At 72.6% G+C, this 23106-nt stretch carries 23 protein-coding genes; 10 read left to right on the forward strand and 13 right to left on the reverse strand.

The genetic code is table 11. The features are described from left to right. Window positions 1-186: 186 nt before the first annotated feature. Window positions 187-768 carry a DUF4240 domain-containing protein gene (locus AB0B76_RS27885; RefSeq protein WP_360380984.1) on the forward strand — a complete coding sequence of 194 codons (582 nt, stop codon included), beginning with the start codon at window positions 187-189 and terminating at the stop codon, window positions 766-768. Here the strand turns inward: AB0B76_RS27885 and AB0B76_RS27890 are convergent. From AB0B76_RS27890 to AB0B76_RS27915, 6 genes are read right to left on the reverse strand one after another with little or no spacing between them, the layout of a single operon-like run. Further along, complete coding sequence (locus AB0B76_RS27890; RefSeq protein WP_360380987.1) at window positions 758-1438, reverse strand: urease accessory protein UreD; 681 nt, start codon at window positions 1436-1438, stop codon at window positions 758-760. The genes AB0B76_RS27885 and AB0B76_RS27890 overlap by 11 nt on opposite strands. Further along, complete coding sequence (gene ureG / locus AB0B76_RS27895) at window positions 1435-2109, reverse strand: urease accessory protein UreG (protein ID WP_360380990.1); 675 nt, start codon at window positions 2107-2109, stop codon at window positions 1435-1437. The genes AB0B76_RS27890 and ureG overlap by 4 nt, the downstream gene beginning before the upstream one ends. Next, window positions 2099-2752, reverse strand: coding sequence for an urease accessory UreF family protein (locus tag AB0B76_RS27900; RefSeq protein WP_360380993.1), 654 nt, complete (start codon window positions 2750-2752; stop codon window positions 2099-2101). Before AB0B76_RS27900 ends, ureG begins: the two co-directional genes overlap by 11 nt. Further along, window positions 2752-4464, reverse strand: a complete 1713-nt coding sequence (locus tag AB0B76_RS27905; protein WP_360380995.1) for an urease subunit alpha — start codon at window positions 4462-4464, stop codon at window positions 2752-2754. Before AB0B76_RS27905 ends, AB0B76_RS27900 begins: the two co-directional genes overlap by 1 nt. After that, on the reverse strand, window positions 4461-4757 hold the full coding sequence (locus AB0B76_RS27910) for an urease subunit beta (protein WP_360380998.1): 297 nt from the start codon (window positions 4755-4757) through the stop codon (window positions 4461-4463). Before AB0B76_RS27910 ends, AB0B76_RS27905 begins: the two co-directional genes overlap by 4 nt. After that, a complete protein-coding gene (locus tag AB0B76_RS27915; protein ID WP_360381000.1) occupies window positions 4754-5056 on the reverse strand; it encodes an urease subunit gamma in 303 nt (100 codons plus the stop codon). The genes AB0B76_RS27910 and AB0B76_RS27915 overlap by 4 nt, the downstream gene beginning before the upstream one ends. A 181-nt stretch (window positions 5057-5237) precedes the next feature. Here AB0B76_RS27915 and AB0B76_RS27920 point away from each other — a divergent pair, with 181 nt between their 5' ends. Next, on the forward strand, window positions 5238-6188 hold the full coding sequence (locus AB0B76_RS27920) for an AAA family ATPase (protein ID WP_360381002.1): 951 nt from the start codon (window positions 5238-5240) through the stop codon (window positions 6186-6188). Between the two features lie 508 nt (window positions 6189-6696). Here AB0B76_RS27920 and AB0B76_RS27925 read toward each other — a convergent pair. From AB0B76_RS27925 to AB0B76_RS27935, 3 genes are read right to left on the reverse strand one after another with little or no spacing between them, the layout of a single operon-like run. Then, window positions 6697-7149: a response regulator gene (locus AB0B76_RS27925; protein WP_360381004.1), complete on the reverse strand. Its 453-nt coding sequence runs from the start codon at window positions 7147-7149 to the stop codon at window positions 6697-6699. After that, window positions 7146-8738: an ATP-binding protein gene (locus tag AB0B76_RS27930; RefSeq protein ID WP_360381007.1), complete on the reverse strand. Its 1593-nt coding sequence runs from the start codon at window positions 8736-8738 to the stop codon at window positions 7146-7148. Before AB0B76_RS27930 ends, AB0B76_RS27925 begins: the two co-directional genes overlap by 4 nt. Beyond that, window positions 8735-9955, reverse strand: coding sequence for a SpoIIE family protein phosphatase (locus tag AB0B76_RS27935; RefSeq protein WP_360381009.1), 1221 nt, complete (start codon window positions 9953-9955; stop codon window positions 8735-8737). Before AB0B76_RS27935 ends, AB0B76_RS27930 begins: the two co-directional genes overlap by 4 nt. 212 nt (window positions 9956-10167) lie before the next feature. Here AB0B76_RS27935 and AB0B76_RS27940 point away from each other — a divergent pair, with 212 nt between their 5' ends. From AB0B76_RS27940 to AB0B76_RS27950, 3 genes are all read left to right on the forward strand, one after another. Continuing rightward, window positions 10168-11739, forward strand: a complete 1572-nt coding sequence (locus AB0B76_RS27940) for a Na+/H+ antiporter (RefSeq protein ID WP_360381011.1) — start codon at window positions 10168-10170, stop codon at window positions 11737-11739. A 5-nt stretch (window positions 11740-11744) separates the two neighbouring features. After that, window positions 11745-11993, forward strand: a complete 249-nt coding sequence (locus AB0B76_RS27945) for a UBP-type zinc finger domain-containing protein (protein ID WP_360381013.1) — start codon at window positions 11745-11747, stop codon at window positions 11991-11993. A gap of 170 nt (window positions 11994-12163) precedes the next feature. Continuing rightward, window positions 12164-13174, forward strand: coding sequence for a VTT domain-containing protein (locus tag AB0B76_RS27950; protein ID WP_360381016.1), 1011 nt, complete (start codon window positions 12164-12166; stop codon window positions 13172-13174). Window positions 13175-13616: 442 nt separating this feature from the next. Here AB0B76_RS27950 and AB0B76_RS27955 read toward each other — a convergent pair whose 3' ends face one another. The 4 genes from AB0B76_RS27955 to AB0B76_RS27970 all read right to left on the reverse strand — a co-directional run bounded on the left by AB0B76_RS27955 (window position 13617) and on the right by AB0B76_RS27970 (window position 18495). Beyond that, on the reverse strand, window positions 13617-14972 hold the full coding sequence (locus AB0B76_RS27955; protein ID WP_360381018.1) for a dipeptidase: 1356 nt from the start codon (window positions 14970-14972) through the stop codon (window positions 13617-13619). A gap of 231 nt (window positions 14973-15203) precedes the next feature. Then, window positions 15204-16289 (reverse strand): M48 family metallopeptidase, encoded by a 1086-nt coding sequence (locus AB0B76_RS27960; RefSeq protein ID WP_360381021.1) that lies wholly within the window; start codon window positions 16287-16289, stop codon window positions 15204-15206. Beyond that, window positions 16286-16960 (reverse strand): hypothetical protein, encoded by a 675-nt coding sequence (locus AB0B76_RS27965; RefSeq protein ID WP_360381023.1) that lies wholly within the window; start codon window positions 16958-16960, stop codon window positions 16286-16288. The genes AB0B76_RS27960 and AB0B76_RS27965 overlap by 4 nt, the downstream gene beginning before the upstream one ends. After that, complete coding sequence (locus AB0B76_RS27970; RefSeq protein WP_360381026.1) at window positions 16957-18495, reverse strand: cobyric acid synthase; 1539 nt, start codon at window positions 18493-18495, stop codon at window positions 16957-16959. Before AB0B76_RS27970 ends, AB0B76_RS27965 begins: the two co-directional genes overlap by 4 nt. A gap of 130 nt (window positions 18496-18625) precedes the next feature. Between AB0B76_RS27970 and AB0B76_RS27975 the strand changes: the two genes are divergently transcribed. The 5 genes from AB0B76_RS27975 (at window position 18626) to AB0B76_RS27995 (ending at window position 23103) form a co-directional block, all read left to right on the forward strand. Then, the gene (locus AB0B76_RS27975) at window positions 18626-19600 is read left to right on the forward strand and encodes a cobalamin biosynthesis protein (protein WP_360381028.1); all 975 of its coding nucleotides are present in this window, start codon (window positions 18626-18628) and stop codon (window positions 19598-19600) included. Between the two features lie 718 nt (window positions 19601-20318). Continuing rightward, window positions 20319-20816: a hypothetical protein gene (locus AB0B76_RS27980; RefSeq protein WP_360381030.1), complete on the forward strand. Its 498-nt coding sequence runs from the start codon at window positions 20319-20321 to the stop codon at window positions 20814-20816. A gap of 137 nt (window positions 20817-20953) precedes the next feature. Next, window positions 20954-21388, forward strand: a complete 435-nt coding sequence (locus AB0B76_RS27985; protein ID WP_360381033.1) for a hypothetical protein — start codon at window positions 20954-20956, stop codon at window positions 21386-21388. A 9-nt stretch (window positions 21389-21397) separates the two neighbouring features. Next, the gene (locus AB0B76_RS27990) at window positions 21398-22450 is read left to right on the forward strand and encodes a histidine kinase (protein ID WP_360381035.1); all 1053 of its coding nucleotides are present in this window, start codon (window positions 21398-21400) and stop codon (window positions 22448-22450) included. After that, window positions 22447-23103, forward strand: coding sequence for a response regulator transcription factor (locus AB0B76_RS27995; RefSeq protein WP_360381038.1), 657 nt, complete (start codon window positions 22447-22449; stop codon window positions 23101-23103). Before AB0B76_RS27990 ends, AB0B76_RS27995 begins: the two co-directional genes overlap by 4 nt. The last annotated feature ends 3 nt before the right edge of the window (window positions 23104-23106 follow it).

Below are 23106 nucleotides of genomic sequence, written 5' to 3' on the forward strand. Positions count from 1 at the left end.
GGTCCAGGGCGTCGTGCTCCTGGCCGGCCTGGTAGTGGCCGTAGTCCACGTCGCCGCCGTCGTGCCCGCCGTCGTAGGTGTCGATGTCGCTCATGGTGCGCTCCCTTTGGGATGTGGTGTGGTTGGCCTTGCAAGAAGAACGTTACGGTCGCCGCCCACGTGCCGAATCCCGGAAACGTGCCATGCATGTTGGCCGGGGAGTGCGCCGGGATGAAAGACTTCGTGGCCGTGGACAGCGATACTTTCTGGTCGATCATCGACGGTGCCCGGTCCGCCGCCGGGGAGCGCGTCACGACGGGCTTCGCCGGGCGGTTCACGGCCGCGCTGCGCATGCGCCTGGCCACCCTCGACAAGAGCGAGCTGCTGGACTTCGACGCCCACCGCACGCGGCTGCAGGCGCGGGCCAACTCCTCGGCCATGTGGGCGACCGGCCGGGTGGTGGCCCGCTACGCCGACGCGTTCGTTGACGGGCTTATCGCGCGCGGACGCGAGACCTACGAGCGCGCGGTCGCCGACCCGGACGCGCTCGCCGACGACCCGGTGCTGCGGGCCGTCGCCGCCGGGGACCTGGCCGCCCACGAGCTGGCCCCGCGCGAGGTCGAGGACCTCGCCGAGGAGCTCTACGGCGAGGAGGACGACTACCCGATGCTGCTGCGCGCCCGCACCGGCCAGGTCGCCCCGCTCGTCGAGGACGACTGGGACGACGAGGACGACGCGGCGGTCCGCAAGCACCTGCCGAAGATCGCCGCGCTGTTCCTCAAGGGGTAGTCAGCGGATCGGTGACCGCGCGGGTCCGCGCCAGGTCGTCGCCGAGCGCCGTCACCAGGGTGCCCCCGTTCGCCAGGGCCATGACCGCCGCGTCCGGGCCGGCCGGGGCGGTCACCTCCGCGGTCGTCAGCAGCGAGGCCAGCACGCGCGCGTCGCCGAGCAGGGCCGGGCCGCGGCCGGTGGTCACGTCGCTGCGGTACCAGGGCCGGCCTTCGCGGCGCGCGGCCGTGCTGAGCCGCAGCTCGCCGGCCTCCTCGCCGAAGCGGCCGAGGACCGCCTCCTCGCGCCAGACGAGGCGCGCCCCGGCGGCCAGCTCCACCGTGGAGACGTTGCGGTGCCGGCAGCGCGCGGCGGCCACGATCGGCTCCGGCAGAAAGACCAGGGTGCCGCCCGCCCCGACGGTCGCGTGCACGGCGAGGACCGACTCCGCCCCGGAGCGGCCGGGCAGGGCGATGGCGGCGGCGACGGTACCGATCCAGAGCTGCGCCCCCGGCCCGACCTCGATCTCCAGGCTCAGCTCGTCGCCGCCGAGCGGGCCCGCCGCGCCGCCGACGAGGTGCACCCGGGCCGGCCCCGTGCGCCGGGGCAGCAGCGGCGGCTCGCCCTTGAGCACGCGCAGCACCGTGCGCTTGCCCTCGCACTCGGCGACGATCCGGGCCGCGGCCTTCATGCCGTCGTTACCAGGCCCCGGATCCACTCCTGCACCGGCGCGGCCGCGCGGTCCTCGACCAGCGACAGGAACACCGTCGGCAGCTCGCCCCGGCGCGCGGCCGCGTCGCGGCGCATCACCCCGAGGTCGGCGCCGACCAGCGGGGCCAGGTCCGTCTTGTTGATCACGAGCAGGTCGGCGGAGGTCACGCCCGGCCCGCCCTTGCGGGGCACCTTGTCGCCGCCGGCCACGTCGACCACGAAGATCTGCCGGTCGACCAGGCCCCGGCTGAACGTGGCGGTGAGGTTGTCGCCGCCGCTCTCGACCAGGATCACGTCGAGCGGGCCGAGGCTCTCCTCCAGCTCCTCGATCGCGTCGAGGTTGGCCGAGATGTCGTCGCGGATCGCCGTGTGCGGGCAGCAGCCGGTCTCCACCGCGCGGATGCGCTCGGCCGGCAGGACGCCGTTGCGCAGCAGGAAGTCGGCGTCCTCGGTGGTGTAGATGTCGTTGGTCACCACGGCGATGCGCAGGTCACCGGACAGGCTGCGGCACAGGGCGGCGACGAGCGCCGTCTTCCCCGAGCCGACGGGGCCGCCGATGCCGATGCGCACGGCCCGGCTCGTCCGCGGCAGCGGGTGGTGCGGGTCGTCGTGGGGATGCGGGTGCGTGTGTTCGGCGTTCTCAGCTGGCAAAGAGCCTTACCTCCCATGCGGCGTGGTCCTCGGCGGAGACGTCGAGCAGCGGCCCCGAGGCCGCCGGCAGGTCCCCGATCGGGCCACGGGCGTGTGTCGCGGCCTCGCGGGCCACTTCGTCGCACGCGTCGCCGAGCTCGGCGAGGACGGCGTGGACGCGGTACGGGTCCAGCCCGAGCAGGCGGATCGCCGCGCTCGCCGGGCCGGAGATGGCGTGGTACGCGGCCATCAGCGCGGTCTCGCCGGGCCCGAGCCCGGCCGCGTGCGCGGCGACCCCGAACGCGACGGGCTGGGAGACCCGCGCGGCCGCGGCCCGGGTCACGTGCTCGCCGGGCCAGACCACGAGCGCGGCCCGGCACAGCGAGCGGCCCTGCCGGAGCGCCGCCCGGCGCAGTGCCGGTGACGGGGTACGCGCCGCCAGCTCCTCCTCGAGCTCCGCCATCGCCTCCGGGCGCGCGCAGGCCGCCGCCGCGAAGGCCGCCGCGACCAGACCCGCCGTTCGCAGCCGGCCGAGCAGGAACGCGCGCAGGCCGTCGAGGTCCGTCACGCGCCCGCGCGCCACGGCGGTCTCGAGCCCGCCGGAGTGCGCGTGCCCGCCGGACGGGAACCGCCCGTCGGCCAGGATGAGCAGCTGGGTGTCCATCAGAACAGGAAGTACCGCTGCGCCATTGGCAGTTCCTCGACCGGGTCCGGTTCGACGACCTCGCCGTCGACCCGCACGGTGAAGGTGTCGGGCTCGACCTCGATGCGCGGCATGGCATCGTTGCGGGGCAGGTCGGCCTTCCCGACCGAGCGCGTGTCCGCCACCGGGACGAGGCGCCGGCGCAGCCCCAGGCGGTCGGCCAGCCCGTCCTCGATCGCGGCCGGCGCGACGAACGCGAGGCTGGTCGCCGGCGCGGCCGCGCCGTAGGCCCCGAACATCGGGCGGGACAGGACCGGCTGCGGCGTGGGGATCGAGGCGTTCGCGTCGCCCATGGCGCCCCACGCGATCGCGCCGCCCTTGACCACGGCGTGCGGGCGGACCCCGAAGAACGCCGGGTCCCACAGCACCAGGTCGGCGAGCTTGCCGACCTCGACCGAGCCGACCTCGTGGGCGATGCCGGAGGCGACTGCGGGGCAGATGGTGTACTTCGCGACGTACCGCTTCACCCGCTCGTTGTCCGCGGGCCCGTCCCCGGCCAGGGCGCCCCGCCGCCGCTTCATCACGTGCGCGGTCTGCCACGTGCGCAGCACCACCTCGCCGGCCCGCCCCATCGCCTGGGAGTCCGAGCCGATGATCGAGATCGCGCCGAGGTCGTGCAGCAGGTCCTCGGCGGCCATCGTGGACGGCCGGATGCGGCTCTCCGCGAAGGCCAGGTCCTCGGGCACGGCCGGGTTCAGGTGGTGGCACACGATGAGCATGTCGAGGTGCTCGCTGAGCGTGTTGCGGGTGTACGGGCGGGTCGGGTTCGTCGAGGACGGCAGCACGTTCGGGTGCGCGGCGACCGTGATGATGTCGGGGGCGTGCCCGCCGCCGGCGCCCTCCGTGTGGTACGCGTGGATGCTGCGCCCGGCGATGGCCCGCAGGGTCTCCTCGACGAAGCCGGCCTCGTTGAGCGTGTCCGTGTGGATGTTCACCTGCACGCCGGAGGCGTCGGCGACCCGCAGGCAGGCGTCGATGGCGGCCGGGGTGGTACCCCAGTCCTCGTGCAGCTTGAAGCCCCCGGCCCCGCCCCGCAGCTGCTCCCACATCGCCTCCTCGGAGACGGTGTTGCCCTTGCCGAGCAGCAGCACGTTGATCGGCCAGGGGTCGAGCGCCTCGAGCATCCGGGCCAGGTGCCAAGCGCCGGGCGTGACCGTTGTCGCCTTGCTGCCCTCGGCCGGCCCGGTGCCGCCGCCCACGATCGTGGTGACGCCACTGGACAGGGCCTCCTCCAGCACCAGCGGGGCGATCAGGTGCACGTGGCAGTCGATGGCGCCGGCGGTCAGGATGCGCCCGTTGCCGGCGATGATCTCCGTGCCCGGCCCGATGACCAGCGCCGGGTGTACCCCGTCCATGATGTCGGGGTTGCCGGCCCGGCCGATGCCGACGATCCGCCCGTCGCGGAGGCCGACGTCGGCCTTCACCACGCCCCAGTGGTCGACGATTATCGCGCCGGTGATCACCGTGTCGGGGGTGCCCTCGGCGCGCGTGGCCCGGCCCTGGCCCATCGACTCGCGGATGACCTTGCCGCCGCCGAAGACCGCCTCGTCGCCGCCGGCGCAGTGGTCCTCCTCGACCTGGATGAACAGGTCGGTGTCGGCCAGGCGCACGCGGTCGCCCTTGGTGGGGCCGTAGAGGCTCGCGTACCGGCTCCGGTCGATTCGCCGGCTCATGACGCCCCGTTCCGCAGGCCCGGCACGATCCTTCTTCCTGCCAGCGGTACCAGCACGACCTCGCGGGCCACGCCGGGCTCGAACCGCACCGAGGTGCCCGCCGGCACGGCGAGCCGATGCCCCTGGGCGGCCTCCCGGTCGAAGTCGAGGGCGTCGTTGGCCGCCGCGAAGTGGTAGTGGGAGCCGACCTGCACCGGCCGGTCCCCCGTGTTGCGCACGGTAAGCGTCAGCTCGGGCCGCCCCTCGTTGATGACCACCGGCTCGTCGCCGGGGATCACCTCGCCGGGTATCACGGGATCGGGTGGTGAACGGTCACGAGCTTCGTGCCGTCCGGGAACGTCGCCTCCACCTGCACCTCCGCCAGCATCTCGGGCACGCCCTCCAGGACGTCGCCGCGGCCGAGGACGTGCCGCCCGGCCTCCATCAGGTCGACCACGGTGCGCCCGTCGCGCGCGCCCTCCAGCAGGAAGGCGGTGAGGATCGCGACGGCCTCGGGGTAGTTCAGCTTGAGCCCGCGGTCCTTACGGCGTTGTGCCACGTCGGCGGCGACGTGGATCAGCAGGCGCTCCTGCTCGTGGCGGGTCAGGAACAACGGGAAACCTCCGTTGCGGCGGTGGTGGCCGGATGCTTCCACTCCGATGTTTCCGCCGGATTACCACCCTGCGCAGCCCATCCGGGTGAATCGGTTGCGTCCGCCCTGGGTAACACGAGAAAAGGCACTGCAACGGGCCCGTGTTAGGCTCGCGACGCCTCACTACCTGGAGAGTTTGCGCATGAGCAATCACCGGTCGGTCGTCATCAACGGAGACCTCGGCAGCGGCAAGTCCACCGTCTCCGTCGAGCTGGCGAGCCGGCTCGGGCTGCGCCGCATCAGCGTCGGCGACATGTACCGGGAGATGGCCCAGCGCCGCGGCATGACCGCGCTCCAGCTGAACCTCCACGCCGAGCTCGACGACGCCATCGACAGCGCCGTGGACAGCCTGCAGACCGAGATTGCCCAGTCGGGTGAGCAGCTCATCGTCGACAGCCGGCTGGCCTGGTTCTTCTTCCACGAGGCGTTCAAGGTCCACCTCATCACCGAGCCGAACGAGGCCGCCCGGCGCGTGCTGGCCCGCCCGCACTCCGAGGTGGAGAACTACGCCTCGCTGGACGAGGCCAAGCGCAACCTGCACAGCCGCAGCGAGAGCGAGCGGATGCGGTTCCTGACGCGGTACGGCGCGGACAAGTACCGCCTGCGCAACTACGACCTCGTCGCCGACAGCACCCGCGCCACCCCGGACCAGGTCGTCTCGGCCGTGCAGGCCGCCTTCGAGGGCCGCCTGGGCACCGACATCCTGCGCGAGCGCCCGCCGCTGCTGCTGCTCGACCCGATGCGCATCTACCCCACGCGCGAGATCGACTTCGCCGACCAGACGCTGGCCCAGGAGCTGGCCGGCGCCGCTCCCTCGGACCTCGAGCCGCTGACCATCGGCCACAGCGGCCAGGACTACTACGTGATCGACGGCCACCGCCGCCTCAGCGCCGCGGTGCAGAACGGTCTGCACCTGGTGCCGGGGAGCCTGCTCGCGGAGAGCGAGGAGTCGGTGACGAATCGTTTGAGCGCGAACGACTACTACCGCGCGCATGTGACCGCGGCGGTGGTGGAGGCCTGGGAGCGGGTCCACAAGATGGAGCTTCCGGTGCCGGCCCACAATCCGCCTGAGGTGCACGCGGGCAAGCAGTAGGCGGCTTCTCTTTTACACACAACGGCTTTACACACAACGGCGGCCCGGCGGGTTGCCGTTGTGCTGTTTGCCGATAAGTCCGACGCTCCGCGATCGAACTTATCGGATTTATACCCTGTCGGGGGATAAGTCGGAAATGTCGCGGCGCGGAGCGCTCGACATTTCCGGGCAAACAGGAAACGCGGCTCCGCCCGGCGGCGGCAGCTTGACCACGCTGACGCGGTGTAGCGCGCCGAACAGGAGACGCGGCTCCAGCGCTACTGCGGCAGCGTGACGCGCGCGACACATCGCGACGCCTCAGCCCCACGACCGCGGCGCGCTCAGCGCCTCGCGGGAGACGCGCCCCCAGCCGCGCGGCGGCAGCCTGACCACGCTGACGCGGCGTAGCGCGCCGAACAGGAGGTGCGGCTCAGCGCTGCTGCGGCAGCGTGACGCGGGCGACACATTGCGACGCCTCAGCCCCACGACCGCGGCGCGGAGCGCTCAGCGCCTCGCGGGAGACGCGCCCTCAGCCGCGCGGCGGCAGCTTGACCACGCTGACGAAGAACTCGTCGATCTGGCGCACCACGGCGATGAAGCTGTCGAAGTCGACCGGCTTCGTCACGTAGGCGTTGGCGTGCAAAGAGTAGCTGCGCAGAATGTCCTCGTCCGCCTGCGAGGTCGTCAGCACCACGACCGGAATGCGCCGCAGGTCCTGGTCCTCCTTGATGACCTGGAGCACCTCCCGGCCGTCCACGCGCGGCAGGTTGAGGTCCAGCAGGATGAGGTCGGGCCGGGTCGCCTCGGCGTACTTGCCCTCGCGGCGCAGGTACGCCAGGGCCTCCTCGCCGTCCTGCACCACGTTGAGCTTGTTGCGGACCTTGTGCTCCTCGAACGCCTCCTGCGTCATGAGCACGTCGCCCGGATCGTCCTCGACCAGCAGCACCTCGATGGGCAGGGATGCTTCGACGGGGGCGGTCATGACGCGGACTCCTCAGCGAGAGCGGAAACGGGATCGGGATCGGGCGCAGGAAGAGGCGCCGGCAGCGTGAACCGGAACAGCGTACCTTCGCGGTGCGACGGATCGATCCAGATCCGACCGCCGTGGTACTCCACGATCTTCTTGGCGATCGCCAGGCCGATGCCCGTGCCCGGGTAGGTCTCCTTGGCGTGCAGCCGCTGGAAGATGACGAAGACCTTGTCGGCGAACTCGGGCTCGATGCCGATGCCGTTGTCCTCGACGCTGATCTCGAACTCCCCGTCGCCGACGGGCGTGCTGTCGATCACGATCCGCGGCGGTACGTCGGGCCGGCGGAACTTGATCGCGTTGCCGATGAGGTTGCTGAACAGCGCGCCCAGCAGTGGCTCCTCGCCGCGCACGACGGGCAGGTCGGTGAAGACGATCTCGGCGTTGGTCGCCTCGCGCTGGGCGTCGAACTGCGCGGCCGCGTCGAGCACCACCTTGTTGAGGTCGACCTCGGCGAACCCGTTGGTCAGGCGGCCGATGCGGGAGAACGCGAGCAGGTCGTTGATGAGCCGCTGCATGCGCTGGGCCCCGTCCACCGCGAAGGCGATGTACTGGTCCGCGCGCTCGTCGAGCTGTCCGGAGTACCGCCGCTGCAACAACTGGCAGAAGCTCGCCACCTTGCGCAGGGGCTCCTGCAGGTCGTGGCTGGCCACGTAGGCGAACTGCTCGAGGTCCCGGTTGGACCGGGTCAGCTCGGCCGCCTGCTGCTCCAGCATGGCGTTGGCCTCCTCGACGAGCCGGCGCGCCTCCTGTACGTCGGTGAGGTCGGCGTTGATCCGCCGGCGCATGGTGTCGACGTCGTCGGCCAGCGCGGCCAGCTCCGGCGGGCCGGAGCTGCGGATCGCGTAGTCGTAGTCGCCGCCGGCCACCCGCCGGACCTCGCCGGCCAGGTCGGTGACGGGGCGGGTGACGAGGCGGCGCAGCAGCAGAGCCAGCGCGACGCCGGCCACGACGACCACGACGGCGGCGAAGATGAGCAGGAGCACGAGCACGTCGCCGCTGCTGCGGACGCTCCCGGCGACCTCGTCGCGGCGCTTCTCGAGCTGGTCCGAGAGCGTGGCGATGCGCGCGGAGGCGTCGTTGTAGACGGCCCGCGACTGCTCGGTCGGGGCAGCCTTGTCAGGATCCACGCCGTTCGTCCGCGTCTGGGCGATCAGCGGCTCCGCGATCTCGCTGCGGTACCGCGCCGTCGCCCCCGCGATCCCGTCCACGGTGCCCAGCAGCTCGGGCTCGTCCGCGAGCAGATTCCGGGTGTCGGCGAGGATCGCGGCCTCCTGGCCCTGCGCGTCGCGGTAGCTGTCGAGGTCCGTGTCCTTGCCCGTCAGCAGGAACGTGCGGACGCTGGACTGCTGGCGCAGCAGCTGGGAGTACAACCGCTCGGCATTGACGAGAGCGGGGGTGAGGTGGTCCATCACCTGCTCGGTCTCGCTGCGGTTGGCGGCGGCCGTCGCGGTGGCGCTGACCGCGATCACGACCAGGATGCCGGCGACGACGGCGCACAGGGCGGTGATGCGCCGCCACAGCGACCAGGCAGAGGGGTTCATGAAGTCCTCGAGGGGGTCAGCACGAGCACGGCGATGTCGTCCTGGACGGGGCCGCCGTTGTGGGCCTCGGCCTGCAGCGTGAGCCAGCCCGGCAGGTCGCGGGGCTCGGCGCGCATCGGGCCGGTCAGCACGCGGCACAGCCCTTCGACACCGAGACGGTCGCCGGGCGGCGCATCCGGGCCGGCCGCGCCCTCGATCAGCCCGTCGGTGTACAGCAGCAGCGACCACTGCCCGGTCGGGCTCAGCGGGATGTCGGCGGCCGGGCGCGGCATCCCCGGGATGACGCCCAGCACCAGGCCGGGGTCGACCTGGCAGGGCGCCGCGCCGTCCCCGGTGATCAGGATCGGCGGCGGGTGGCCGGCCAGGCGGATGCGCGCGACCCCGGCGCGGAAGTCGACGGTGGCCACCGCCACGGTCGCGAACAGCTCGTCGGTGCGGCGCTCGGCCACCAGTACCTGCTCCAGCGAGTCGAGGATCTGCGCCTCCGGCACGCCGGCGAGCACCAGGGCGCGCCAGGCCACGCGCAACGCCACCCCCAGCGGCGCCTCGTCGACCCCGTGGCCGCAGACGTCGCCGATGAGCAGATGCAGCCGGTTGCCGCCGTCGGCGCCGATCGCGTCGAAGAAGTCGCCGCCCAGCAGGGCCCGGTCGCGGCCGGGGCGGTAGATGTTGAACAGCTCGGCGGGCACGTCGCGCATCAGCGGCTGCGGGAGCAGGCCGCGCTCGAGGCGGGCCGACTCGGCCTGGCGCAGCTCAGACTCGCGCAGCAGCCGGGCCTGCTCGTCGGCGCGCTTGCGCTCGACCGCGTAGCGCACGGCCCGGGCCAGGCCGGCCCCGTCGACCGCGCCCTTGACGAGATAGTCCTGCGCGCCCTCGGCGACGGCGGCGGTACCGAGATGCTCGTCCTCCAGCCCGGTGAGCACGCAGACGGCGGCGCCGGTGACGTGCTGCAGCACCTGGCGCAGGCCGTCGAGGCCGCTCGCGTCGGGCAGCCCGAGGTCGAGCAGGATGCAGTGCACGTCGTGGAAGCGGGGCCGCGCCTCGCGCATGGTCTGCGCGATGTCCACGTCGAACGGCGCGTCGGCCTCGGCGAGCAGCTCGCGGACCAGGAACGCGTCGCCCGGGTCGTCCTCGACCAGCAGCACGCGGAGCCGCTCGCCGGCCATCGGGCCGATGCGGCGGCTGCGAAGATCAACTGTCGTGCTGACGTCGGCCATGCTCACACCCGCCCGGGGGACGGACATATTTGCCGCGCAGCACACATGAGGACGATCCTCCCCTAGGTCACGGCTTGGTGCATGTGCGGGTGCAGTCTCTCAGGCCCGGGGCCGCTCGCGCACGCGCCGGTCACTCGTGCGGTTTCCCGGGGGCCGTGTGGCGCCCGTCACTCGTCACAGTGGCCGACGGCGGCCTGGATAAGCTTCGCCCCGTGCACGGGCTCGGGAACATCGTCGGACTCATCGCGGTTGTCGTCGCGACCTCGGTGCTGGCGCGCCGCATCGGCGTGCTGTCACCGATCCTGCTGGTCGTCGTCGGCATCGTGATCTCCTTCGTCCCCGGGGTGCTGGAGATCGAGCTCGACCCGGAGGTCGTGCTCATCGGCATCCTGCCGCCGATCCTCTACGTGGCGGCGCTGGAGACCTCGGTGCCGGCGTTCAAGTTCAACCTCCGCCCGATCCTGCTGCTCGCGGTCGGGTTGGTGCTGTTCACCACGGCCGCCGTGGGGTTCACGCTGAAGATGCTGCTCCCCGGCGTACCGCTGGCCGCCTGCCTCGCCCTCGGTGCCGTGGTCGCACCCCCCGACGCGGTCGCCGCCACCGCCGTGGCCCGCCGCATCGGGCTGCCCCGGCGCGTGGTCACCGTCCTGGAGGGCGAGAGCCTCATCAACGACGCCAGCGCCCTGGTCACGCTGCGGGTCGCGGTGGCCGCGGCGGTCGGCGAGGCGGTCGACGGCTGGTCCATCACCGAGCAGGCCTCCATCGCGGTCGTCGGCGGCGTGGCGTTCGGCGTGGCCGGCGGCCTCCTCATCGGCTTCGTGCACAAACGGGTCGCGAACCCGCTCATCGACAACGCGGTGTCGCTGCTCACGCCGTGGGTCGTGTTCCTGCCGGCCGAGTCCGTGCACGCCTCCGGGGTCGTCGCGGTCGTCGTCTGCGGCCTCTCGCTCGGCCACCGCATGCCCACGCTCATGTCGGCCGCCTCCCGCCTGCAGATGGACGCCTTCTGGCGCATGGTGAAGTTCCTCCTCGAGGGCGCCGTGTTCCTCCTCGTGGGCCTGCAGCTGCGCGCCCTCGTCGCCGCCGTGGAGCGCTCGTTCGCCTTCACCATGGGCGCCCTGGCCGCCGTCATCGGCGTCGTCATCGTGGCGCGGATCGTGTGGGTGTTCCCCACCACGTACCTCACCCGCCTCTTCCCCCGCGTCCGCCGCCGCGACCCGGCGCCCTCGCTGGCCGGCCCGGCCGTCATCTCCTGGGCGGGCATGCGCGGGGCGGTCACCCTGGCCGCGGCGCTCTCGCTGCCCACGGCGCTCGCGAACGGGGTGTGGTACCCCCGCGGGCTTTTCGTGATTTTGGCCTTCGGCGTCATCGTGGCCACGCTGGTCCTGCAGGGCGCGACCCTGCCGACGGTCGCGCGCTGGCTCAAGGTCCCCGGCGACGACCGGACCGAGGACGCCCTGGCCGAGGCGTCGGTACAGCACGAAGCCTCGCGCGCCGGCAAGGCCCGCCTCGAGGAGCTCGCCGGCGACGCGCCCGACGGCGTCGTGGAGCGCCTGCGCCAGATGGCCCTGTCGCGCTCGAACCTGGCCTGGGAGCGGCTGGGCCGATCCGACCGGGAAACGCCGTCCGCCGCGTACGCGCGCCTGCGCCGCGAGATGCTGAGCGCGGAGCGCGAGGTTTTCCGCAAGGCGCGGGACTCCGGGCGAATCCCGGAGGAGACGCTGCGCCAGGCGCAGCGCGACATGGACCTGGAAGAGTCACTGCTCGAGCGGGGGGACCTGTGACCTGCGTGCATCTGGAGACGGCCGAGAAGGTCGAGCCACCGGTGGTGGACGGCTGCCCGGAGTGCGTGGAGGGCGGGTTCACCGACTGGGTACATCTGCGCCAGTGCCTGACCTGCGGCCACGTGGCGTGCTGCGACTCGTCTCCGCGCCGGCACGCGACCCAGCACTTCCTGGTTCACCACCACCCGGTGATGCAGTCGATCGAGCCGGGCGAGAACTGGCGCTGGTGCTTCGTCGACGAGACCCTCGGCTAGGTTCGCCCGGACGGCTTCCCACCTGCGTGTATGCGTGTTCTCAGCCGCTTCAAAGGAGACGCGGGACACAATCGTATTCAGTTGGGCATGCGCTGGGGTGCACTCGTGTTGCCATGGTCAACGGGGGAACCGATGGGCAATGTAAAGGGGCGGGCCATGGCGAGTCCGAGATGGTGAGCACGGTGCTGGACCTCGTGTCCACGCCGGGCGTGCTCTACGCCACGGTCCTCGTGCTACTCACCATTGATGCCTTTGTTCCGGTCGTACCAGCTCAGGCCCTCATGATCGGCGGCGGCATCCTTTCCGCCTCCGGCCACGTCCAGCTCGCGCTGCTCGTCCTGTCCGGCGCCGTCGGCGTGATTTCGGGCGACCTGCTGGCCTTCCTGGTCGGCCGCCGCCTCGCCCGCCGGGGCGAGCGCCGCCACCGCCGCGAACTACCCCGCAGCGCCGCGAAGGTCACCGCCTGGCTCAACGACGCCATGCAGCGCCACATCTTCCTCGCCGTGCTCTTCTGCCGCTTCGTCCCCGCGGGCCGCATGGTCACCGCGCTCTACGCGGGCCGCAACGGCTTCTCGACGCGGCGCTTCGCCTCGTACGACGCGGTGGCGGCGATGCTCTGGGCGTCGTACGGCGCACTGCTGGGCCACTTCGGCGGCGAGGCCATGGCCGAGTCCTCCTGGCTGCCGCTCCTGCTGATCGGCGCCGCGGCCCTGCTCTTCGTGGCGGGCGCTCCGCTGCTGGGCCTGGCCGGCCAGCTACGCAAGCGCAACGCCGCCGCGGCAGCGGCAGCCGCTGCCCTGGCCGCCGACCCGACAGCGGACGCCACTGAGCCGACCACCGCCGCAGGCGCGACTCTCATCGCGGGCTCGACCGTTATTGCGGGCTCGACTCTTGTCGCTGGCTCGACTCTTGCCGCGGGCTCGACTCTTGCCGCGGGCTCGACTCTTGCCGCGGGCTCGACTCTTGTCGCAGGCGCGGCCGTAACTGCCGCCGCCGGTGCGGCCGCCGCGACCCCGGCCCCGAGGCGCCCGCTGCGCATCTGCCGCCGCCGCTCCGCCATGGAGACCTTGGCCGCGGTGGAGCCCATGGCCGCGATCGAGGTAATGGCAGCCGCCGAGGCCGTGGCCGCCGCCGAGTCGGTGGTGGTCGGGGTCAACGGCCTGGAGTCAGCCGCCCAGTAATCTCCCGGCCGCGCGCTACCTTCGGCCGCCGAACGAAGATCGAGGCCATACTTTGCCCGCCACCGAGTCGGTGGCGGGCAAGGTCCGAAGGCCTGGAGTACTCCGCCCAGTGACCTCAGCCGCCGAACGTGAAACCGAGGCCGTACTGTGCCCGCCGCCGAGTCCGTGGTGGCCAAGCCCAACGACCTGAAGTCAGCCGCCCAGCCGACTCCCCACGACACGCCGCCCCACCACCCCACGACACGCCGCCCCACCACCCCACGACACGCCGCCCCACCACCCCACGACACGCCGCCCCACCACCCCACGACACGCCGCCCCACCACCCCACGAAAAGTCCGACACTTCGTGATCGGACTTTTCGGATTTATACCCTGACAGGGTATACGCCCGCTTCAACGAAAATGCCCGGCGCGGCAGCACCGGGCATCTCGCGAGTCGATCAGGCGGAAAGCCGCGAAACCTTCGACAGCAACAGAGCCTCCGCGATGCATACCCGCTCGAACTCCGCGATGTGCAGGCTCTCGTTCGGCCCGTGCGCGATCGTGTCCGGGTCCTCGACGCCGGTCACGAGGATCGCGGCCTTCGGGAACAGCTCCTGGAACGTCGCGATGAACGGGATCGAGCCCCCGATCCCCATGTCGACCGGCTGCGCCCCGTCCCAGGCGGCCGTGAACGCCTCGCGCGCTGCGTCGTACGCGGGGCCCGTCGCATCGATCGAGCACGGCTCGCCGAGCTGCTCGAGCTCGATTGTCACGCGTGCGCCCCAGGGCGCGTTCCGGCGCAGGTGCTCGGTGACCGCGTCGTACACCCGCTGCGCCGAATCCCCGGGCGCGATCCGCACGCTGAACTTCGCCTTGGCCCGCGGGATCAGCGCGTTCGGCGCACCCGACGTCGGCGGGGCGTCGATGCCGAGGATCGAGATCGCGGGGCGCGTCCAGAGCCGTTCGACGAGGCGTCCGGTACCGATGAACTGCACCCCCTCGACCATGCCGGCCTCCTCGCGGAAGCGCTCCTCGGGGTAGTCGAGCGGGGCCGAGGGCGTGCTGAGCAGTCCCTCGACGGCCACGTTCCCGTCGTCGTCGTGCAGGCTGGCGATGAGGCGCGACAGTGCGATCAACGCGTCGGGCACCGGGCCGCCGAACTGCCCGCTGTGTACGGCGTTACGCAGCACCTGTACCTCGACGAACCCGTTCACGATCCCGCGCAGCCCGGTCGTCAGCGCCGGCTGGCCGATGTCCCAGTTCCCGGAGTCCGCGATCACGATCACGTCGGCGGCAAGATCGTCGCGGTACTCCCGCAGCAGATCCTCCAGCGACTCGGACCCGTACTCCTCCTCGCCCTCGATGAACACCACGACCCCGACGGGCAGGTCGTCACCGAACGCGCGCAGCGCCGCGACGTGCGCCATGACGCCGGCCTTGTCGTCGGAGACCCCGCGCCCGTACAGTCGCCCGTCGCGCTCCACCGGCTCGAACGGGTCGCTCTTCCACTGCTGAAGATCCCCGACGGGCTGCACGTCATGGTGCGCGTACAACAGCACGGTGGGCGCCCCGGCCGGCGCCGGCCGGCGCCCGATGACCGCCGGCTGCCCGCCCTTGCGCACGATCCGCACATCGGGCAGCCCAACCCCGCGCAGCAGCTCCGCAACGGCCTCGGCGGAGCGCTCGACGTGGCTGTGGTCGAATCCCGCAAACGCAATACTCGGAATCCGGACGAGCGCCTCCAGATCGGCGCGCACACCCGGCATCTCCCGCCGGATCGCGGCGCGAAGTTCTTCCTCGGTTCGCACAGTCATACGCAGAACTTACTGCGCACCGCGTAACCACGCGCGAACCGCCCTGTTTCCCAAGCCCCGAACCCCGGCGCAACCCCACAACCCTCGAAGGCGACCGCCACCGAACTCGAGGCGAACCGACAACTCCTCAAAGCGCGACCGCCGCTGCCCTCCGACGCCGAGCAGGCTGCCCTCGAACCGTGGCCGCCCCGGGAGCGAATCCCACCCGCGACGGCCTCCCGCAAGCCCCGCCTACGACTCGGCCGTCCGCGGCTCGCCTCCGTCCGCACCGTCCCCGCGCATCCAGCCCCGCATCCGTCCCGCGCCCGCGCCGACCCACCCGCCGACGTCCGCCGCGCCGTCCCCGAGCTTGCGCAGCAGCGACACGAGCGGGTCCTGCGACCGGCTGAACGCCTCCCGGTACGAGGCCGCCGCCGCCTTGATCTCCTCGGTCACCGATGCGTTGCCGTCGTCATCGCGCCGCGGGTAGTCGCCGGACAGAATCCGCTGGTACTCCCCACTGTCGATCCACGCCCGCACCTCGGCCGCCCGCGCCACCGGCATCGGGTGCGACCGGGCGGTCACCATCCGGATCTTGATGAGGCTGTCGCGCAGGTCCCCGGCCCGGTCGAACTCGGCCGCCTGCTCCAGGAACGCCGTCGTGTCGACCTCGGACAGGTCCCCGCCGCCGGCGAGCTTCATCGCCAGCCGCAGCGACGCCGCCGGGTCCTGGCACGCGAGCAGCCCGGCGCGGTCGGCGGAGAGCTCGGCCTTGCGCCACCACTCCATCAGCGCGGCCACGATCGCGCGCAGGACCATCGACCCGACGGGCAGCCAGGCCAGCCGGATCGCCCAGTCCGTCAGGATCATGACCATCGTGCGGTAGACCGCGTGCCCGCTCACCAGATGCCCGAGCTCGTGCCCGAGCATGCAGCGCAGCTCCTCGTCGTCGAGCAGCTCGACGGAGCCGGAGTTGACCACGATGAACGGCTTCGACATGCCGATGCACATGCCGTTGATGGACCGGTCCTGCTGCACGAACAGCTCCGGCAGCTCGGCCATGTCCAGCGTGGCCGCCGCCTCGGCGAGCAGCCGGTGCACCCGCGGATACTGCCGGTGGTCCACGCGGATCGCGTTGCCGAGGAACTGCAGCCGCCACGCCCGCTCGTTCCACAGGGCGTGCAGCGACTTGAGCACGTCGTCGAACCCGCGCAGCTCTCGCAGCGCCACCAGGGCGCCCCGGTCGGCCGGGTGCTCCCAGGCCCGGGAGCTGATCCCGGTCAGCACCACCCGCCGTCGTACCGGAGGATTACCGCTCTGCGCCTCATCGGTGCTCATCCGCTCCGCTCCTCCCCGTCAGGCCCGCTATTCGGATCGTCCCCCAGTGTTGCGTGGGCCGTCCACCCGCTCGGGCCGATGATGTACTCAATTTCCGGATCATGGGCCTCTGCCGAAGCACCGTCGACCAGCAAGTCCACCGCCAGTTCGGGTCGATCCTCCGCAAAGTGCCCGTCCTCGGCGGCCATCCACCGCTCCCACTCGCCCCGCAGCGCCTCCCCGTCGCGCTCCAGCCCGCGGCCCAGCCGCAGCTCCCGTGGCGCCCCGACCAGCACCGCGAGCGTCAGGTCGGCCCGCATCGCCGCCGACGCGCTGCCCACCCCCTCAACCACGAGCACGTCCGGGGGCTCGACCGGCGTCCATTCGTCCCCGAGCCGCCCCCTCCCCCAGTCGTACCGTCGATAAGCCCCCTCCTCCCCCCGCCGCAACGGTTCGAGCACCCACTCGCGCATCCGCGGTTGCCAGGCGAGCAGCTTCGCCCACCCGTCCAGGAGGTCGTCGGTGTGCAGCACGCTCACCCGCCGCGTCCGCCCCAGCTCGCGGGCCAGCCGACCCGCGAACGTGGTCTTCCCGGCCCCGGCCCGCCCGTCGACCGCCACGACCCGAACGGCCCCGACGCGGGCCGGCCGCTCCAGCACCGTGCCGGCCAGCGCCTGGTACGTCCCCTTCATCGCAGCCCCGCCGTGACCGTCGGCAGCCCCTTGGGCGCGCCCTCCTCGATCAACCGCCACAGCGCCGAGGTGTCGAGATGCTCCTCCACCAGGTCTCCCAGCACGTCCACGGTCCGCTCCCGCAGCGCCGCGAACGACGTGTCCGGCGCCACCTCGAACCCGTGCCGCCCCGCGAGCCGGGCCGCCTCGACCAGAAACGCCCGCCGGAACCCGTCCGACTCGAACGCCCCGTGCCAGTGGGTCCCGAACACGTTCCCGGCGACCGCCCCCTCGCCGGTGCCGTCCGCAAGCCTGATCAGCGGCTGTTCCGCGCCGCGGGTGACCTGCCCGTGATGGATCTCGTACCCCCGCACCGGCACCCCCTCGAACGCCGTCCCACTCGGCAGCGCCAGGGTCTTGCGCTCGGCGAACGCGATGTCGACCGGCAGCAGCCCGAGCCCCGCGACACTGCCGCGCCGGCTCTCCACGTCGTCGTCGATGCGCTCGGCCAGCATCTGGAACCCGCCGCAGATCCCCAGCACCGGCCGCCCCGCCTTGGCGTGCCTGACGATCGCGTCGGCGAGCCCCCGCTCCCGCAACCAGGCCAGGTCGTCCACAGTGGACTTGCTGCCGGGCACGACCACCAGGTCGACGTCGGCCAGGTCGGCCGCCTCCACCGTCAGCCGCACCTGCACCCCCGGCTCGCACGCCAGAGCCTCCGCGTCCGTCGCATTGGACAGACGCGGCAGCCGTACCACGGCCACCCGCAACCACTGGCTCCCGCGCGCCGGCGCCGGCCGTCCCAGCACCCGCCCGTCGTACGCCAGCGAGTCCTCCGCATCCAGCCACAGGTCGTCGGACCACGGCACCACCCCGAGAGTCGGCCGCCCGGTGAGCTCGGTCAGCGACTCCACGCCGGGCCGTAACAGCCCCGCGTCGCCCCGGAACTTGTTGATCACGAAGCCGCTCACGAGCGCCTGGTCCTCGGGTTCGAGCAGCGCGACCGTCCCGAACAGCGCCGCGAACACCCCGCCCCGGTCGATGTCCCCGACCACGATCACCGGCAGGTCGGCCGCCCGCGCGAGCCCCATGTTCGCCAGGTCCATCGCCCGCAGGTTGATCTCCGCCGGGCTGCCCGCCCCCTCGTAGATCACCACGTCGTGGCGCCGCCGGAGCTCGTCGAGCGTCTCCAGCACCGTCGCGCGGAGCCGGTCCTTGATCTCCGCGTAGTTCGCGGCGCCGATGTGCCCGACCGCCTGCCCCAGCACGATGACCTGACTGCGCCGGTCCGACCCCGGCTTGAGCAGCACCGGATTGAACCGCACGCTCGGCGCCAGGCCGCACGCGACCGCCTGTAATGCCTGCGCGCGCCCGATCTCACCCCCGGTGCCGTCGGGCTCGATCGCCACCGCCGAGTTGTTCGACATGTTCTGCGCCTTGAACGGCGCGACGTTGACTCCTTGCCGGTGCAGCCACCGGCAGATGCCCGCCGTCAGCAGACTCTTGCCCGCATCCGACGTCGTTCCCGCGACGAGCAGACCACCCTTGCCTTCCACGCCGCCCATTCTGGACCCCGGGTATGACACAAAATCGGCCCGACCACTTTCCGTAGTCAGAAAACTTCACAGTGCCACCTCCTCACGGGCGGTCCGAAAAACTGTCAGACGCCCCCGGTACGGTCGCAGCATGAAATTCTTGGCAGGCGCACGGGCCGATGCGGCCGGGATCGCGCTCGGCGCCGCGCTCGACGCGGTGTTCGGCGACCCACGCCGCTGGCACCCGGTCGCCGGCTTCGGCCACTTCGCCGGCGCCGTCGAGCGGCGGCTCTACGCCCGCACACGGTGGGCGGGCACGCAGTTCACGGCGATCACGGTCGGCGTGCCGGTCCTCGCCGCCGCGGCCGCCGCGCGCCTGACCCGCAACCGCCCGCTGGCCCGCACGGCCCTGGTCGCCGCGGCCACATGGTCGGCCCTCGGCGGCACGAGCCTCGCCCGCGAGGGCCGGATCATGGCGGCCAAGCTGCACACCGGCGACCTGCCCGCCGCCCGCGCCCAGCTGCCCAACCTGTGCGGCCGCGACCCGGCCGGCCTGCAAGCGCCCGACCTGGCCCGCGCCACCGTCGAGTCCTTGGCCGAGAACACGTCGGACGCCGTCGTCGCCCCGCTCTTCTGGGCCGCCGTCGCCGGAGTGCCCGGCATCGTCGGATACCGGGCCGTGAACACACTCGATGCCATGGTGGGTCACCGCTCAGAGCGATATGCCCGCTTCGGTACCGCCAGTGCCCGCCTCGACGACGCCGCCAACCTGGTTCCAGCTCGCCTGACGGCCGCCCTCACGGTCGCCGCCGCCCCCCTCGTCGGCGGCCGCCCTTCCCGCGCCCTGCACACCTGGTTACGCGACGGCTCCCACCACCCGAGCCCCAACTCGGGCCAGTGCGAGTCCGCGGCCGCGGGCGCCCTGGGCGTGCGCCTCGGCGGCCGCAACGTCTACGGCTCCCGCGTCGAGGAGCGCCCCCACCTGGGCGACGGCGACCCGCCGACCCCGTCCGACGTGCGGCGGGCCGCCACTCTCACCCTCGCCGTCGGCACCGCGGCGGTCGCCCTGGCCGCGGCCACCCGCCTGGCCGTCGCCCACCACCGCCACCGCCGAAAACGCACCTAGCCGTCTGCGCCGTCGCCCCGTCGCCGTGGCCCGTCGCCCGTCGCCCATCGCCCGGCCGCCGTGGCCGGTCGCGCCGTCGCCGTGGCCCGTCGCCCGTCGCCCGTCGCCCGGCCGCCGTGGCCGGTCGCGCCGTCGCCGTGGCCCGTCGCCCATCGCCCGGCCGCCGTGGCCGGTCGCGCCGTCGCCGTGCCCCGCCGCCCGTCGCACCGTCGCTCGTCGCCCCGTCGCCCGTCGCCCCGCCACCCGTCGCGCCGTCGCCCATCGCGCCGTCGCCCGGTCGCCGCGCCCCATCGCGTCGTCGCTCGTCGCCCTATCGCTCATCGCCCTGTCCTCCGTCGCTCGTCCCCCCGTCGCGCCGTCGCCCATCGCTGCCACCGCCGAAACCCGCTTCAGCACCTCGCCGAAGTACCACCGAAGACCCCGCATAGCCCTCGCTGAGGTCCCGCCGCTCCGGATGGGCTCGCCGAGCCGTCGCGTCCCGCCAAGTGCCGACGCCGGACCGTCACAATTTGATAGACTGACTGAGGTAAATATGTACGCATATGAGTGAGTGCATGTCGGCGAATGGGACGGCGCGTGCGCTTCTAGCAAGCAGATGGCGCAAAAACAAGAGCTTGTCTCACATCCGTCACGGTCTTACCTTGCACTCGTGCAGCCCGTGCTCCTCCCCGTTCTCGCACCGCTTCGCGACTTCCGTCGCGACGATGTGCATGCGCCCGTGCTCGATGAGTTCATGGGCGGCCTGGGAGTCGGCTACAGCTACGGCCCACCGTTCGGCCAGCGTCTCGTCACGTGGGCCGACCTGCAACGCATGGAGCTTCCCCGCCGAATGCTGCGCCGCCAGGCCGCGTACCACCTCGACGCACGACTCGGTGCCGTTGGCGTCCACGGACAGCCACCGGCGCTCATGCTCAACTTCGAGGGCATCGCCTCCAGCCTTCTGCTCGCCGAAGGCCTGTGGGCGAGCCTCGAACGATCCGTGCCCGGCGAGCTCGTCGTCGGGGTACCCGCGCGGGACGTGGTCATCGTGACCGGCTCCAACTCGCCACCCGGCCTGGCCAAGGTGCGGCGCGCGGTGGACCGGGTGTTCTTCGCCGGTGACCGCTACCTGCTGTCGCGCAAGATGCTCGTCCGGCGGCGGGGTATCTGGGAGCCGTACGTGCCCAGCCAGGCCCCCACGCCCGAAGCCGCGTTCTCCGACACCGCGCTGTTCTAGACACCCCGCGACGCCAACGGGCGCCCAGGATCGGCACCGCAGCGGCGACGGCGGCGATCCGCGTGGCACCGCGCCGACGGCACCCACGATCGGCGCGGCACGGCGACGGCGACCGGCGTGACACCGCGGCGACGCGCGTGGCACCGCGGCGACGACGGCGATCGGCGTGGCACCACGGCGACGACGGCGACGGCGATCGGTGTGGCGCGCGGCGACTGCGTGCGTGGCCCCGCCGCGACAACGGCACGCTTGGCGGCGAAAGCAGCGATGGCAGCGATGGCAGCGATGGCGGCGAAAGCAGCGATGGCAGCGAAAGCAGCGACGACGGCGGCGAAAGCGACAGCGGCGAAAGCGACAGCGGCGAAAGCGGCGACGACAGCGACAGCGACAGCGGCGACGGCGACGGCGACGGCGACGGCGACGGCGAAGGCGACAGCGGCGACGGCGACGGCGACAGTGGCGTTGGCGGCGCGCGTGGCACCGCGGCGGTGAAGGCGGCGCACGTGGCGCATGGCGAAACAGCGGCGGCGGCGCGGCGGCGGCCCGGATCGGTTTGGCGCCGTGGCTACTAGGATTCTGGCGTGCGGCGGGATTGGCTGCTCGCGGGCGGGTTTGCGGTCGCGGTGGCGGTCGGGGGATGGCGCGCGGGGCTGATTCAGGAGGCGCCGCGAGGGCTGGACGTGGCCGGGTTCGGGCTCATGGTCGTGGCCGCGCTCGGGCTGGGGCTGCGCCGCGTTGCGCCGCTGGTGCCGTTCGGTGTCGCCGTCGGGGTCAGCTCGGTGTATGTGCTGCTCGGGTACCCCTTCGGGCCGATTCTGCTCACCATTGTCTGGGCGATGTTCGAGTACGCGCGACGGCGTCCGCTGCGGGAGTCGGCGCTCGCGCTCTTGGTGGGGGCGGGCGTTTCGGCGCTCGCGGTACTGCCGCGTCTGAACGGGCACCTCGATCTGCTCGCGTTCGGGCTTCTGCTCTGGGGGGCCTGCTGGCTGGCGGTGCCCTGGTCGCTCGGGGCGCTGGTGTACATGCGGCGGCAGGCGCTCGTTCGGGAGCGGGCCGAGCTCGTGCGGCGGGCGGTGCTCGAGGAGCGGATCCGGGTCTCGCGGGAGGTACACGACGTGGCCGGGCACGGGTTCGCCGTCGTGGCCATGCAGGCGGGGGTCGCGCTGGTCGTGCTGGACGAGGAGCCGGGGCAGGCCCGCGACGCGCTGCGGGCGATCCGCGACACGAGCCGCGCGGCGCTGGACGAGCTGCGGGCGGTGATCGAAAACATCGACGCGCCCGCGGACGTGGACGCGCTCGTGGAGCAGGTCCGGGCCGGTGGGGTCGCGGTCGAGCTCGACTACGACGGGCTGGTGGGGGCCGGCGAGCGTCAACGGCGGATCGCGTACGAGGTCGTCCGCGAGGCGCTCACCAATGTGCTCAAGCACTCGCCGCTCGCCCGGGCTTCGGTGTCGGTACGGCTGGACGGGGGTGAGGTGGTCGTGACGGTCAGCAACGACGGCGAGGTGGCCGAGCGCGTGGAGAGCGCCGGGCGGGGGATCGACGGCATGCGGGAGCGGGTCGAGGGCGCCGGGGGGTCGTTCGAGGTGCGGCGGGGGCCGGGATTTGCGGTACACGCGAGGATTCCGAAATGAGCGAGCGCATCCGCGTGGTCGTCGTCGACGACGAGGCGCTCATCCGGGGCGGGCTCCGGCTGCTCATCGCGCGTGAGGGCGATCTCGAGCTCGTCGGCGAGGCCGGGGACGGGGCGGCGGCGCTCGAGGTGCTCCGGCGGACCCGGCCCGATGTGGTGCTGCTCGACATCCGGATGCCCGAGGTCGACGGGCTGGCGGTGCTGCGGGAGATCGCCGGCGACCCCGCGCTGCGCGGGACGCGCGTCGTGGTCGTCACGACGTTCGAGACGGATGAGAACGTGTTCGCGGCGCTCGAGGCGGGGGCGGCCGGGTTCCTGCTCAAGGATGCCGAGCCGGCCGAGCTCATCCGGGCCGTCCGCGTGGTGGCCGGCGGGGAGGCGCTGCTGTCGCCGTCGGTCACCCGGCGGGTGATTGCGCGGTTCGGGCTGGTCGGCGGGCCGCCGCCCGTGGCGATGGATCGGCTCACCGAGCGGGAGCGGGAGGTTGCGGCCTGGGTCGCCACCGGGCGGTCCAACGACGAGATCGCCGCCGAGCTGGCGGTCAGCCCGGCGACGGTTCGGACCCACGTCGGGCGGGCGATGGTGAAGGTGAACGCGCGCGATCGGGCCCAGCTCGTGGTGATGGCGATCCGGGCCGGGCTGAGGATCCGGTAACGG

This window comes from Dactylosporangium sp. NPDC049140, from assembly GCF_040648435.1.